The following is a 14,320-nucleotide window of genomic DNA, read 5'->3' on the forward strand; positions in this document are numbered from 1 at the left end:
TTATTGAGATGACTACTTACCCTGCGGGGTGATAATCCGGTAGTTACCGCTCAAATGCATGATACTGAACAGGTGCATCAGCCCATCATAATACGGGTCGAAATAGCCATCCTCGAACGGCTCCAGTTTGGCTTTCCATAGGGCATGCACAAAATCGAGACTGTTCTTGTCTTTACTGACGAGCGACAACGTAGCGGACGTAGACACCAGGCCGATGGAGTGCCGGAGCTTCTTTACCGGCCCCGCCTGAAGGATAAACTCGGGCCGCGAACCATCCAGATTGAACTGATCGTCATACGTATCCATACCTTTTGAGCGCAGGAACCCCTGAAACCGTTTGGCATAGTCTTCCTGCCACGCCTTGTCTTTCCCCGACCAGGTATAATCCATCGCAACGTTCATGGGCACCCGCCACGAATCGTAGCGAAAGGCCGAGGGCGACCAGCGGGTGTCGTGTGGTTTGCCGCTAAACTCCGTATAATCGGCGTTGAGGCCGGTGACGGGGTGACAGGCGCGATGCAGAAATACGCGTGACGTGTCGGCGCATTCTTTGTAGAACTGCTCATGCCCGTCTTTGGCGTACATCACCCAGGTATCGTAAAACGCGGGCAGGTGATACGACGGATCGGTCCATGTATAGTTGTTGCCTTCGGGCACAAACGAAATCTGTTTGGCGTCGGTGTTGATCAGGTTATAGATGTTGCCGGTGCCATCTTTTTTCCACATGGCGTCCAGAATCCGCCGGGCTTCTCCGTAGTAATTGATGCCCGTGTTGTTGCCCCATTTGTTGGCCGCAAATAGCAGGCTGGTGATGTAGTACAACTCGCCATCCGACGCCGACCCCTCCGAGTTTTTCTTCATCGTCTGCGTGTTGATGCTCCAGGCAAAATACGCTTCCCGTGGGCCGCTCTGGTGTTGCAGGTACTTCTTCGACCACCGCCAAATCCGGTCGAACACATCTTTCTTATCCAGTTGAACAGCCACCATCATGCCATACGACAGTCCTTCGGTCCGGGCGTCTTTATTTTTCACGTCCGACACATAGGCCATCGTGTCGCCCACCTCAAAATAGACTTTGTTCGGACCTTCAAACACGTCGAAATAGGCTTTCGCCAGTTTGGCGTCGATGTCGGTCTGTTTGTATCCTGCTTCCCGAAACAGATTCCGGTAGGCTGGCTTATTTGTCTTTTTGCTTTGCCCCAGGACGACACCCTGGCCAATACATAGCGCAGCCAGTATCAGCCACAAACTGATCCTGCGTTTTCGGTTTATTCCAATTGATTGTACCATAAAATAGGTTGAGTATCGTACTTAAGGTGAGTTTTTGTCATCCCGAAGAATGAGGGATCTTCGGTAAATGCTAAAAAATGCCTGCTACCGAAGATCCCTCGTTCCTCGGGATGACAAAAACACAGGATGACAAACAAGCGTAAAAAAAGACTTGCTACTTAAACAGCAACGGCGCCATCTCGTGCAGGCTGCGACGCCAGGTCTGGAATTCGTGCCCCGTTTTATCGGATACGTAGGAGACCGCATTATACCCGGCCCCTTTCAGGTCGGCCACCGCTTTCGTTACGCCATCGGGTTTTTCTTTGCTGCCGCAGCTAATGAAAATAAGCTTCGCTTTTGGCTTACCCTTGATATCCTCCGGCGCATAGAGACCACCGCTGAGCAGGCCATAGTACCCAAACGTTTCCGGCTTATTGAGGGTGATCGTTTTGGTTTCCATGCCACCCATCGACAGGCCCGCCATCGCCCGGTTATCACGGTTAGCGAGGGTGCGGAAATTGGCGTCCACGTAGGGAATCAGTTCCTCGGTCAGCACGGTCTGGAAGGGTTCGATCTTAAAATCCCGGATTTTGCCCCATTTCACTTCGTTGGTCATGCCGTAGGTCATCACAATGATGAAGGGCTTTGTCTTATTGTCGGCAATGAGATTGTCCATGATCAGATTGGCGTGTCCCTGATTACTCCAGGCCGTTTCATCTTCGCCCCAGCCGTGTTGCAGGTACAGCACCGGGTACTTTTTCGACTTATCTTTTTCGTATCCTGGTGGCGTGTACACATACGCCCGGCGCGAGGTGCCGGTACTTTTCGAGGGAAACAGAACCTGTTGCACATTGCCGTGGGGTACGTCTTTCAACGCGTAGAAATCCTGATCATGCGCCGGTATTTCAATGCCACTCTCCCACCGAACGGAACCGTAGTAATTCAGCGCACCTGGATCGTTAAATTTCCCGCCATCAATCGTGATGTTGTAGTAATGGAAACCCTCATCCATCGGGCCTTCCGTGGTGCCTGTCCAGAATCCGTCGGCCTGTTTGGCGAGTTTAGTGCCTCCCCGGCCGCCCAGTCCCAGGCTTACTTTTACACTATCCGCTTTGGGTGCGTTGATACGGAATCGGGCGTAGCCCTGCGAGTTCACCATCGGGTATTCCTGCCCCGGCTGATTTAGGGAGGAGGGTTTAAAATCCTCTTGGATTGTCTGCGCGAAGCAGGTGGTGCTGAGTAAAGCGGCTACAAATAGAGCCGCTAGTGGCTTAAAGGTCATTTGAGTATTGGTTTAAGGGAATATGGTTTGAATTGATTTTTTGTCATTGAGTGCGTTTTTTTTGTCATCCCGAGGAACGAGGGATCTTCGGTAGCAGGCTTTCTTTTCATCTACCGAGGATCCCTCCTGTCGTCGGGATGACAAAAAAGCCGGGATGACAAAAAAACGAACTCATTTAAAAAGCTGCGGCAACGTATTGGCCAAATACAGTTTGCAGTTCATCCAAGTGTGTCCGCCCGGTACGATGAGCGGTTCGACCTTGATTTTCTTCTCGGTAAACATCGCGATGTTCTGCTTTACGGGCTCGTACAGAAAATCCTCGGTGCCCACGCTGATGGTGAATAATTTCAGCTGGCTGTTGAGCTTAGCCGCGTCGGGCGACCAGTTTGCAAAGTTCGTTTTGAACTCATCCGTAGCCGTATACGGCGCATACGAGCAGATATAGGCGAACTTATCGGGGTTTGTCAGGCCGATGTTCAGCGTCTGCCCGCCACCGACCGAAAAGCCAGCCACCGCCCGGCCTTTGCTTTCCTTGACGACCGGGTAATTGGCTTCGATAAACGGAACGATGTCGTTCACCATGTCTTTTGTGAAATCGGGCATGGGTGCGGGCCGAACGTTCCCGTAGGGCATCACGATCAGCATGGGCTTGGCTTTTCCCTGCGCCAGCAGGTTGTCGGCGATCAGGTTGGCGCGGCCCACTTTCGTCCAGGTTTCTTCAGTATCGGAGCCACCGTGAATCAGGTACAGCACCGGGTATTTCGTTTTGCCATTGGCGTTGAAACCGGGCGGGGTGTACACCAATAACTGCCGCGTAGTACCCAACGTACCGGACTTGTAGTAGCGGTAGCTGATTTTGCCGTGGGGTACGTTCTGCAGCGAATGCACCAGCGGTTTATCACCGGGTACGTCGACGATGCTGCGCTTGAACCGTTCGTTGGCGAAAATGTAGGTGTTGCTCGGGTCGGCCATTGACACACTGTCGACCATAAAGCTATACGGGTAAATGTCGGGCTTTACCGGGGGCACCGTTACGCTCCAGATGCCCGATGTGTCTTTGATCATGGCGACCGGAGTCGCCAGAAACTCACCGAAAACCATCACCTTCTTCGCGTTTCGGGAAAAATACCGGAACGTGATGCTATGATCGGCGTGAACATCGGGCGAACTGATGGATGGCGGGCGTTGCTGGGCCATGCCCGTAGCACCCAGTACCAGAACGGCTTGTAAGAGAAATAAAATGCGTTTCATCGGCGTGGTGTTTAGGGGTTGAAGAGTAACGAAGTCGTTTCGGCTACGTACGTTTTGACGTTCATCCAGGTGTGCCCCCCGCCGGTAATCAGGCTTTTGTAGTTCACCTTTTTGGCCTTCAGGTAATCCATAAACTCCACCGTGCCTTTGTACAGAAAATCGTCGCTCCCCACGCTCACCCACAGCAGCTTGAGTTGTTTATTGGTATTACCGGCATTGCTGACGATGGTTGGATAGCTGCGCTCCATCTCCTGGGGCGACAGGTACGAACTGTATGCGCACACCCACGCAAATTTATCCATGTTACTAAAGGCCGCCCGGAGCGTTTGCCCTCCCCCGCGCGAAAATCCGCCGATAGCCCGGTTCTCGCGGTTAGCAATAGCCCGGTAATTTTTCTCGACGTAGGGAATGACATTACTTACCAGATCCGTCGTGAAATCGTTGGCTCGTTTCACTGCATCGGCCCCATCGCGCACGGTCGGGTCGGCGGGTTTCTGGCCACCGGTTTGCTCGGATACCCGCGCGGCTATGTTGCCATAGGGCATCACAATGATCATCGGTTTGGCCTTGCCTTCAGCGATGAGATTATCCAGAATCAGGTTGGTTTTGCCGACTTTGAAAAAGGTCTCTTCGGTATCCGTCGTGCCGCTGATGAGGTAGTACACCGGGTACTTCTTCGCCTGATTCTGGTCGTAACCTGGTGGCGTATAGACCACCACAGAACCGGTTGTCCTCTCCATCGACGGGTAGTATTCGTAGTTGATCGAGCCGTGGGGTACGTCGCGCAGGGCGTGGATCAGGGGCGTATCGCCGGGTACGTCGACCAGGCTGGCTTTGAACCGCTCGTTGGGGAAAAAGGCGACATTAGCCGGGTCCATCACCGATATACCATCGACCCGAAAGTTGTACGGATAAATGTCGGGTTTGACGGGGCCGACCGTTGCGCTCCAGATACCCTGAGCATCCTTAGTCATGGGCACCGACGCTTTCTCAAACTGCGCACTCAGTTCCACCGCTTTTGCCTGCGGAGCCTGATACCGGAATGTAACGGTCTTGTCGGCATTCACCTGTGGCGACACCACCAGCGGGCCACGGGGCGGTTGGGCCATTGCCCCGTTGTACAGGCAGAATACGGCCCAAAAAAGCCCTATTCGACGCGTTAATTGTTGGTTCATAGTTTATTAAGGTTTAGGGATAATTTATTTTTTGTTTTAGCCATCCAGCGTTTTTTATCATCCCGTGTTTTTTGTCATCCCGAGGAACGAGGGATCTTCGGTAGCAGGCATTTTTTAGCATTTACCGAAGATCCCTCGTTCCTCGGGATGACAAAAAACACGGGATGATAAAAAACGACGTATGACAAAAACTCACTCACTGGGTAACAATGTCAATTTCCGCGTAGCCCGACGCTGAACCTTCCTGCGTGTTTTTCAACGCCCGCAGGTTGATGTACCGGGCGCGGATCGGCGCAAATGGTTTGGTTTGCCAGAACGGGCTGTTTTTGATGTTTGAAAATTCACCTTCACTGACCCGCTTCCAGGTTTTGTTATCGGTAGACACCTCAAATTCATAATGGGTGATGATGCTGGCCTCTTCCCACCAGTTTTGGGCAGGCAGGTATTTGAAACCCGTCAGATTTTCCGCTTTCCCCAAATCAATGATCAGGTCGGCAGGCATGGGCTGCTTCTTGTCCTGATGCCAGGACGTGCCGGGGTTGCCATCCAACGCCTGATACGCCGACTTCGACTCCGTGCTCACGATTTTCCAGGCGCTACGGGCTACGTCAAATTTTTCTTCGCTGAGTACACTGCTTTGTTTGGTAAACGGATTGTAAGCAATCGCCTTCAGGTCGACTTTACCGCTGCTGGTTTTCACAGGAGCCGTGTATTTGACCGCACTTGCGGTTGGCGTGCTGCCATCGAGTGTGTAGTACAATTCCGACTCGGTATCACCGGCTTTGATGAGAATATCCCCGGCCTGATTGCGGGTGATCATCGGGGGCGTCAGAATCAGCGGGGCCTTGTAGACTTCGAGATTCGAGATCAACGGGCACCCTTTGGCGTCCCAAATGGTCAGGCGAAGTTGCGTGGCTTCGACGGTCGGGAAGCGAAGAATACGTTTGTAGCCAATGGTGGTTTCTTTTGCAATTTCTTTCCAATTGCCGTTGACGAAAGCCTCCACCGTAAACGATTTGACGCGTTGCCCTAACCGAATGGGTTCCTGCACCAGAAAGCGATTGAACGATGTGGGTTTAGGAAACTGGAGCGTTAACGATGCGGTACGAACGGCTTCATCCGTTGCCCAATAGCTGTCCAAATCGGCATCAATAGTCTTACTGGCCGCGTAAGCCGCGCTTTTTCCGCGTGATTGTGAGGCCGTCACGGTTGCATTTTTGGCCAGATTCACCGCAAACGCTTCATTCCTCGCTTTGGCAAAACTCTGCACAGCTTTTTCATCCAATTGATTAATCAAACCACTGGGCATGATCGGAAAATTGAGCAGCAACGTCCCGTTTCGGCCAACGGAGTTGTAGTACGTATCCATCAACTGGGGCAGGGTTTTCACTTTTCGGTCTTCGCGCTCGTGGTAAAACCACTCCGGCCGAATGGAGGTGTTTACCTCACCCGGAACCCAGGCATTGCCATTTTCGACGCCATGCCGCAGCATTTGCTCGGGCACATCTCCTGTCGAATTCAATAAGCTCCAGTTGGTTTCGCCCACGTACCCGGCTTCGGTGCCCACCCAGCGCAGGTCGGCCCGGTCGCCACCATCGTTCCAGATGACGATGTTGGGCTGGAGTTTGCGAACGAGTTTGTAGGTATTCGGCCAGTCGTAATACGTTTTCGAGTCGATTTTCCGGGTTTCGTTCGCCCCGCCATAATAACCCGATCCGCCGTTGGCTCCGTCATACCAGACTTCAAAAATATCGCCGTAGTTGGTCAACAGTTCCGTTAACTGATTGCGGAAGTAGGTGATGTATTCGGGCTTTCCGTAGTCGGCGTGGTTTCGATCCCAGGGCGACAGGTACACGCCGAATTTCAAGCCGTATTCTTTACAGGCATCGGCCAGTTCGCGTACGATATCGGCCTTCCCGTTTCGCCAGGGCACATTTTTTATAGAATAGTCGGTGTATTTCGAGGGCCACAGGCAGAATCCGCTGTGGTGTTTGGCGGTAAAAATAATGCCTTTCATCCCGGCTTCTTTACAGATACGCGCCCACTGCCGACAGTCCATCTTTGTCGGATTAAACAGCTTTGGGTCTTCGTTGCCGAGCCCCCAGGCCATGTCGGTATAGGTATTGATCGAAAAATGGATGAAGGCATAATACTCCATTTTTTGCCAACGCAACTGATTTTCGTTGGGCAGGGGGCCAACGGGTTGTGGCGGTGTCGATTGTGAAAAGGCAAGGCGGCAACCGATCAATAGCAGGCTCACCCCCAGACAAAAACGTTTTTTTGTCTGGGGGTGCTTGGTTACACATGAAAAGAGACCTACTAGACTCATCGGAATAATTTTGGCGCAATCGTGCTCAGGTACAATTTGCAGTTCATCCAGGTATGCCCACCCTCTGAAATGAGGGTTTCGTGCTTGATCTTCTTTTCGTCGAGCACCTTCAGATACTCATCGATAATTGGGTACAGGCCATCGTCTTTCCCGACGCCAATCCAGAATAGTTTCAGCCGCTGATTGGTGAGGGCAGGGTTGGCGAAGGCGGTAGCGTTGTTGCGATCAAATTCGTCTTTCAACATGCCGGGTGCAAAGCCGCAGACCCAGCTAAACAGGTCGGGGTTGTTCAGACCGATGAATAGGCTCGTTCCACCACCGCCGGAAAAACCGGCAATAGCCCGACTGTCTTTATCCTTTTTCACCCGGTAATTTTTGTCGACAAACGGAAAGAGATTCACCAGAAAATCTTTTTTTATTAGTTGAAGGTTATCCCAGTTCCGTAAACTACCCGACGATTTGCTAATAGCCGGATAAGCCCGACCGTAGGGCATCACCACGATCATGGGTTTGGCTTTGTCCTGGGCAATCAGGTTATCCAGAATGATATTGGCGCGGCCTACTTTGGTCCAAGTTTCTTCGGTATCGGTGGTGCCGTGCAGCAGGTAAAGTACGGGGTAGGCCGTATTCGTGTCTGTTTCGTAGCCCGGCGGGGTGTACACCAATACGGGCCGCTGCCCCAGTTCGGGCGACTGGTAGAAGCGGTACGACAGGGTGCCGTGGGGTACGTTTTGAAGGCTGTGAACGAGGGGCGCGCTTCCCGTTATCTCAACCACGCTGTTCTGAAACCCTTCATTTGGAAAGAGCGCAGAATTTTTGGGGTCGGCTATCGATAGACCATCTACGTTGAACGCGTACGGGTACATATCCGGCTTCACCGGGCCGGTTGTAACGCTCCAAACGCCCTGCGCGTCTTTGGTCATGGGCAAGGCCGCTTTTTCGAACTGGGCATTCAACTTCACCTCTTTGGCCGAGGGAGCCAGCAACCGAAACGTAACGGTATTGTCGGCATTGACCTGTGGCGACACCACGACGGGGCTGCCTGGGGGCTGAGCCAGAACGGGACCAGCCACGAAAAGTGCGGTACAGACTAAGCCCACGTACAGCCTGAATCGGCGGAAACCGGGCGTTTTTGAATTAATAAACTGGTTGCTCTTAGTCATCGGAAAGGGCGTTTAGGTAGGTCGAAATGGGTAAGCAGTGACTGAGATATAGGGCTACTTTTCATGGTACTACCAGGTTAGTTGAACCAGTGATACACCCTGTCGGGGAAGGTCGAAGGTCAACTTCGTTGTTCCGTTCGCCACCGCTTTCGACGTCGGCGGTGCCATTTCCTGAAGCTGCCCCGCTTTTTCCAGCGCCTTGTACTGATCGGTTGATACCTGCTGTGGGCTACCCATCGCCTTCCATGCCTCGAACGAATTGCTGTGCGCATCATCGATCCGGTAGTGATGAACCTGCACCTTGTTCTTGCCAAGTCCGTTCACGGTCAACTCAACGGGGGCGGCCGGGCCAGGTACGTTATCATCGTGGTAATTCCAGACCATCACACAGACCGAATTTTTGCCTTTGCTTGCAATGGCGCTAACATCGTTTTCGGCCCGCACGCCATTGGCGATGATGTTGGCGGCCATCAGACCCTTGCTGGTTTGCACCGAAAGTCGCTGGCCGTTCATCTTGCCAAACATCCGAAACACGTTCAGTACGGGCTTATCCACGCCGTGCGTAGCCAGATCGCGGAAACCGGCAAACCAAGGCTGATCTTCAAACTCGAACGACCAGCTCACGGCCCCGCGCAAGTTCACTTTGTACTGATCCATCAATTCGTAGATGCGGGCGTACGAGGACGCCGTGTAGCTGGAATACATCGTGCCGTTGCGATAGCCATATTTGGGGTCGCGCGTGGCCGAGCAGGCAGCACAACCTTCGGGGTCGCACTCGCCGATGATGATCGGGATGTTCTTCAGCTCAGGAAATGAATTGACCGCTTCAAACGCCCGCTGCACATCTTTCAACTGCACGCCCATATTCATGCGAATATGCCCGTCCACAATCTCCGGATTCCCCTTGGCGTGAAAGCCGATGTATTGCAGGGGCGTACCGATTTTGCCGGTGGCGTAATTTTGCCCCCGCAGACAATGTTCGATAAAGCGGGTCAGGTAACTGTACGCTTTGTCGCTGCGTGGACTGGTCGTGTGCGGCCCGCCAATGGTACATTCGGGACAGGCGCGTTTTAGTCCGTCGGCGGCAAAATCGTAGGTCTTACAGTATTCGTCGAACGTACCTGACCAGTAACCAATGTCCGGCTCGTTCCAGACTTCCCAAAGCCAGCTTGCTACCTCTTTTTTTCCATAGCGGTCAACGGAGTGCTTAGCCCATTGATAGACCAACTCCCGCCATTTGTCGTAGTCTTTTGGTGGGTACGTCCAGCCGGTCCAGATGGTACCGTTCTTACTCCAGGTGTGGGCGTAGGGCTCGGGTTTCGATGACAGGTCTTTGGGCATAAACCCAATTTCCATCAGCGGCTTCATCCCCCGCTTGATATACGTATCCACGATGCTGTCGACCGTTACCCAGTTGTAAATCGGCTTGCCTGATGCATCTTCTTTATACGCATCGGTAAAGCCCCATTTCAGATCGGGACCGGGGCTTTCGCCTTTGGAGGTCAATAGGTTGTGCGCCCGAACGTAGACCGGAACGGGGCTTAACTGCTGCAATTCAGTTAGCAATTTCTGGCCGTCTTTCCGGGTGGTATTATTGGGCTCGTCGTAACCAAAAAACGCCCAGAACGGCTTCATGTCGCCCACCGGTTTTGCGGCATCGACCCGAATCGAAACCGGCGCCTGCTGCCCGAAGGCAACCCGGAAACTAAGCAGGAGAAAACAGAGAAAGAGGTTACGTTTCATGACTATAGGGCTTTGTTATACTGGCGGTTAGTGTATGAATGGCTCAGGGTTTGATCCACTGATTAATTTTCATCCAGTCGAACAGCGGCTCCATCCAGCCGGGGTGCCGGAAAATAAAGCCGTGGTCGCCTTTGGGATAGATGTGCATTTCGACGGGCACCTTCAGGTGTCTCAGCTTTTCGAAATAGATAATGCTGTTGTCCACGTCGACGAGTTTATCATCGGCCGCGTGGGTCAGGTACGTTGGGGGCGTGTTGGCCCGTACCTGTAGCTCGTTGGAAAAGAGATCGAGATCCTGCTGCGACGGGTTTTTACCCAGCAGCGCATCATGCGAGCCGCCGTGCGTCAGGCTGTCGCGCATACTGATGACCGGGTAAATCAGTATCTGAAAATCAGGGCGTAAACTGGTGTTGCTGGCGTTGTCGACATACGCTTTCTCGAAATGCGTGGCTGCGGTCGAAGCCAGATGGCCGCCTGCCGAAAAACCCATAACGCCTATTTTATTGGCATCAATACCCCACTTAGCAGCCCCTTCACGAACCAGTTTGATAGCCTGTTGGGCATCCTGCAACGGGCCGATTTTTTTATCGGGCATGATGGCGTCACTAGGCAAGCGGTATTTCAGGATGAAAGCCGCTATTCCTTGTTCGGCCAATGCTTTGGCCATATTGATTCCCTCGCCCTGATACACAACCACGCCATAGCCGCCACCGGGAATGATGATAACAGCCGCCCCGGACGCCTTGTCGGGTGCGGGCTTAAAGTACTCTAGGGTAGGCTTGGTAATGCCCTTGATTACACCCTTGTCTGCCCCCGACTCCTGCACATCCGACGCTTTCGAATTGGGCACAGTTCCAGCATACAACGCTATGATTTCCTGTGCGTTGGCGGTAAAAGATGAAGCGAATAGCCAGCCGGATAAGGCGGCCAAGGCCATTGATTTCATGGCCGTGTATCGCTTGGTACTGACCAATTTAGGGAAACTAGAACGGTTCATTTTACTGTGGTTTAGGGTAATCCTGTCTTTTGTCATCCCGGCTCTCTTGTCATCCGGTTCTTTTGTCATCCCGAGGAACGAGGGATCTTCGGTAGCAGGCTTTCTTTTCATCTACCGAAGATCCCTCGTTCCTCGGGATGACAAAAAAGCCGGATGACAAACTGCGTCGAATGACAAAAGCATCACGTTCGCTTACACCCTTCCTAGTTCGTCTCGGTCGGTTTGTAACCCAGCAATGAAAGCATTTGCGTAGCGTAGCGTTTGCCTAATTCTCTATAGCCAGCCGCGTTGAAATGCAGGTTGTCGGCCGAATCGGTGCAGCCCGCCGATGAAATCACGTGTGCATTTTTGATCGTTTGCGGAAGCGAGGCAATGATTCTGTTCATGCTCGCGCAAATACCACCCTGATCCGCGTTAACCGTTTCGCCCGCCAGCAATGGCACTTTCTTGGGTTTCAGATCCAGGTCCTTCATCAGATTATCGTAAACGACCTGCACTTTTTTCGTCCAGAGCGTATCGTTGGTGTTCGACTCGCCCTGATGCAGCAAAATGCCCTTGATGACCCCGTCTTTCTGCGCCAGTTTCGCCATCTCGACCAGTCGGGCGTAGGGGTTGCCGTCGTACTCGTTAATGAAATTTTTCATCCAGCCCGGCACCGTCGCGACATACGATTCGTAATGATCCTTGTCAAACAGTTCAATTTTGCAACCGCCGATGGCTACATTGATCACGCCCACCCGTACCTTTTCGGGGAGATTGGCGACCAACTCCCGGCCAAAATAATCGGCGGGGGTCAGCCCGGTTTTACAGCGGCACAAAGGTGGAACGGCGGTGTACCAATTTCCTTTTGTCCGGTTGATGGTGGGGCAGTCGACCGCTTCCATTACCTGAAAACGGGGGTTCACATTGACCGTATCCTGCGGCTCGATTTTGGCGTTCCCTCCATATTGGACTGACCAAAACAGAGGTAGATATGGAAGTTTTTGTCCTGCGAAAACGTGTTCAGATTCAGCAGCAATAGCCCGATTAACAGAAAGCTACTCAGTTTCTTTTTCATGTGTTTAAACAGTTTAGGAAGTGTCGTCTACTGTTAGTGACGCTGAACTGAGCGCGGCTATTTGTTGACTTGGATTGACCTATACAAAGGCTTTACTGCACAAGAAGAGCAGCCCCGTTTGTCGGGATTATCCAGTCTACTTCCTGATTTTTTTGAAGTTTTGCCGTGGTCATTTTGCCCGTCAACTGCGCATCGTCGCTGTATTGTGTGAACTCAGTTCCTGCGGCAATCATGGGTAATTTCAGTTTCAGTTTAAGCGGTTCTTTTTGGGCATTCACACCAGCTACATACCATTTCGTACCCTGACGACGCGCCAACACAACGTACCTGCCCGGATAGCCGTCTATGTACCGGACTTCATCCCAGGTGGTCGGTACGGATTTCATGAAGTTGATCGCCCAGTCCGGCGCGTCGGTGAGGTTGTTGGGAGCCAGGGCAAAATGTTGCACACCACTCTGGAACAGGACCGCCGTTGCCAACGCATAGACATCCGACGTAACCCGTTTCGACCCTCGGTTGGGGGTATTGTTCGCGTTGTAGAACTTGTTCAGCGCACTACCGCCAAAATCCATACTGCCTACGGTGTTGCGCACAAACGGGTGTATGGTGGCATTAAATGCTTCCATGTCGCAGCTTCGTTGCGAAAAAGCGAGGTTTTCGCTGGCCAGAACGGCTTCGCTTGCCGCGTAGTTGGGATACATTCGTTCCCAGCCACGCGGGAGCGTTGACCCGTGGAAAATGCACAGGATTCCGTAGTCATTGCCGTCGTACAGAATGTCTTCGTACAGCTTCATGGTCTCCTGCTTATCCCCGCCAAAGAAATCGACTTTGATGCCTTTTACGCCGATCCGCTTCATCCAGGCCATTTCTTTGCGCCGGGCAATGGTGTTGTCCATGATGCCCCGTGGCCCTTGTGGGGCGTCGTTCCAGTAGCCGTTTGAGTTGTACCACAAGTAGAGACTCACCCCTTTTTTTGCCGCGTAGGTGGCTAATTCGGCTACTTTTTCGCGGCCAATCTGCGTGTCCCAAAGCGCATCGATTAGGACGGTTTTATAGCCCATTGACGCGCTGAAATCGATGTACCGAATCTGTTCGTTATAGACCGTTCTGCCGTCCATTCCAATAATCCAGCTCCATGACCCTTTTGTGTACTCGTATTTTTGAGATGCCTCGTAACGGGGTTCAACCACATCGAAGGGCACGGTTGTTTCGACAATTGGGGCCAGCGTTTCGCCGACGGTAATCGTCCGCCAGGGTGTTTCACCGGGGAGGGGAATGCCCGGTGCTGAGGTTCCAATGCCGTTGTTTTCATCCGGCATCGGGTACCCGATGGTATATAATCCGTTGGCATGACCCATCAGGCGACTGCCGCAGTACCGGCTGTCAACGCCCGTTTCAGAAATCAGCACCCAACCGTTGTTATTAACTTTGAATAAGCAGGGAAACGTGTAGCCGTTATTCCGGCCGTTTTTGCCCAGCGTATCGTCAACCGTGTAAGGTATTTCGTAGCTTGGCATGGTTCGGGCAAAACCCACCATCGCTTTGCTTTGCGCCGACAGAAACGTGGTTGTTCCGGCTGGCAGCAAAAACCCCGACACCTCCTCATTAATGACGCACGAACGAGACGCTTTTTGCGGATACACTTTGTACCTGAAGGCCACATCGTTATTGCTCACCCTGAACGTAATGTCGATAGCGGGCAGGGTCTCTTTTGAGAGAGAAATTATGGCTTCGTTAGCTACATAATGGATCTTACTTTTTTTGATGTTTGGCAATTCATACGACTTGTCAATTTTGGAATTTGTCGCCGGTTTTCCTGCAACAAGCCCTTCAGAAAAGTCGCCCACATTTGTTTTCAGGCCAAGTGGTGATTTCGTCAAAAACGATTTACCATTTAGTGAAACACTATACACTGGCTTGCCATTTTCCAGCGATACCGTTACCAGCAATTTCCCATCCGGGCTGCTTATAACTGAATTGCCAGTTTGAGCATTTGCCCAAAATGCGGTTAATAGTAGAAGGAGAAAGGAATAATTCATGTTGTTTTTCGTAAA

9 protein-coding genes and 1 pseudogene are annotated in these 14,320 nt (G+C 52.3%); all 10 read right to left on the bottom strand.

The window, feature by feature from the left end; genetic code table 11:
• Positions 1-12 precede the first annotated feature (12 nt).
• Entirely contained in the window at positions 13-1,290 is a 1,278-nt protein-coding gene (locus tag FH603_RS07720) for a family 8 glycosyl hydrolase (protein ID WP_186736886.1), read from the bottom strand.
• Between the two features lie 154 nt (positions 1,291-1,444).
• The gene (locus FH603_RS07725; protein ID WP_186736887.1) at positions 1,445-2,551 is read right to left on the bottom strand and encodes an alpha/beta hydrolase-fold protein; all 1,107 of its coding nucleotides are present in this window, start codon (positions 2,549-2,551) and stop codon (positions 1,445-1,447) included.
• 171 nt (positions 2,552-2,722) lie between these two features.
• A complete protein-coding gene (locus FH603_RS07730; RefSeq protein ID WP_186736888.1) occupies positions 2,723-3,802 on the bottom strand; it encodes an esterase in 1,080 nt (359 codons plus the stop codon).
• Positions 3,803-3,813: 11 nt separating this feature from the next.
• A complete protein-coding gene (locus FH603_RS07735) occupies positions 3,814-4,977 on the bottom strand; it encodes an esterase (RefSeq protein WP_186736889.1) in 1,164 nt (387 codons plus the stop codon).
• A gap of 196 nt (positions 4,978-5,173) precedes the next feature.
• Positions 5,174-7,135, bottom strand: coding sequence for an alpha-L-fucosidase (locus tag FH603_RS07740; protein WP_235985568.1), 1,962 nt, complete (start codon positions 7,133-7,135; stop codon positions 5,174-5,176).
• A 167-nt stretch (positions 7,136-7,302) separates the two neighbouring features.
• Positions 7,303-8,469, bottom strand: a complete 1,167-nt coding sequence (locus tag FH603_RS07745) for an esterase (protein ID WP_186736891.1) — start codon at positions 8,467-8,469, stop codon at positions 7,303-7,305.
• A gap of 69 nt (positions 8,470-8,538) precedes the next feature.
• A complete protein-coding gene (locus FH603_RS07750) occupies positions 8,539-10,212 on the bottom strand; it encodes a GH39 family glycosyl hydrolase (protein ID WP_186736892.1) in 1,674 nt (557 codons plus the stop codon).
• A 43-nt stretch (positions 10,213-10,255) separates the two neighbouring features.
• Positions 10,256-11,149 (bottom strand): alpha/beta hydrolase, encoded by an 894-nt coding sequence (locus tag FH603_RS07755; RefSeq protein ID WP_208493166.1) that lies wholly within the window; start codon positions 11,147-11,149, stop codon positions 10,256-10,258.
• Between the two features lie 263 nt (positions 11,150-11,412).
• Positions 11,413-12,266, bottom strand: a pseudogene (locus tag FH603_RS07760) (sialate O-acetylesterase).
• A 92-nt stretch (positions 12,267-12,358) separates the two neighbouring features.
• The gene (locus tag FH603_RS07765; RefSeq protein ID WP_186736893.1) at positions 12,359-14,305 is read right to left on the bottom strand and encodes a glycoside hydrolase family 97 protein; all 1,947 of its coding nucleotides are present in this window, start codon (positions 14,303-14,305) and stop codon (positions 12,359-12,361) included.
• Positions 14,306-14,320 lie beyond the last annotated feature (15 nt).

Source organism: Spirosoma utsteinense (assembly GCF_014282275.1).
Taxonomy (GTDB): Bacteria; Bacteroidota; Bacteroidia; order Cytophagales; family Spirosomataceae; genus Spirosoma; species Spirosoma utsteinense.

What these genes read in the sequence shown, in the direction of transcription:
- FH603_RS07720 (WP_186736886.1), bottom strand. Translation starts at nt 1,290, where the DNA reads ATGGTACAATCAATTGGAATAAACCGAAAACGCAGGATCAGTTTGTGG.
- FH603_RS07725 (WP_186736887.1), bottom strand. Translation starts at nt 2,551, where the DNA reads ATGACCTTTAAGCCACTAGCGGCTCTATTTGTAGCCGCTTTACTCAGC.
- FH603_RS07730 (WP_186736888.1), bottom strand. Translation starts at nt 3,802, where the DNA reads ATGAAACGCATTTTATTTCTCTTACAAGCCGTTCTGGTACTGGGTGCT.
- FH603_RS07735 (WP_186736889.1), bottom strand. Translation starts at nt 4,977, where the DNA reads ATGAACCAACAATTAACGCGTCGAATAGGGCTTTTTTGGGCCGTATTC.
- FH603_RS07740 (WP_235985568.1), bottom strand. Translation starts at nt 7,135, where the DNA reads ATGGAGTATTATGCCTTCATCCATTTTTCGATCAATACCTATACCGAC.
- FH603_RS07745 (WP_186736891.1), bottom strand. Translation starts at nt 8,469, where the DNA reads ATGACTAAGAGCAACCAGTTTATTAATTCAAAAACGCCCGGTTTCCGC.
- FH603_RS07750 (WP_186736892.1), bottom strand. Translation starts at nt 10,212, where the DNA reads ATGAAACGTAACCTCTTTCTCTGTTTTCTCCTGCTTAGTTTCCGGGTT.
- FH603_RS07755 (WP_208493166.1), bottom strand. Translation starts at nt 11,149, where the DNA reads ATGGCCTTGGCCGCCTTATCCGGCTGGCTATTCGCTTCATCTTTTACC.
- FH603_RS07765 (WP_186736893.1), bottom strand. Translation starts at nt 14,305, where the DNA reads ATGAATTATTCCTTTCTCCTTCTACTATTAACCGCATTTTGGGCAAAT.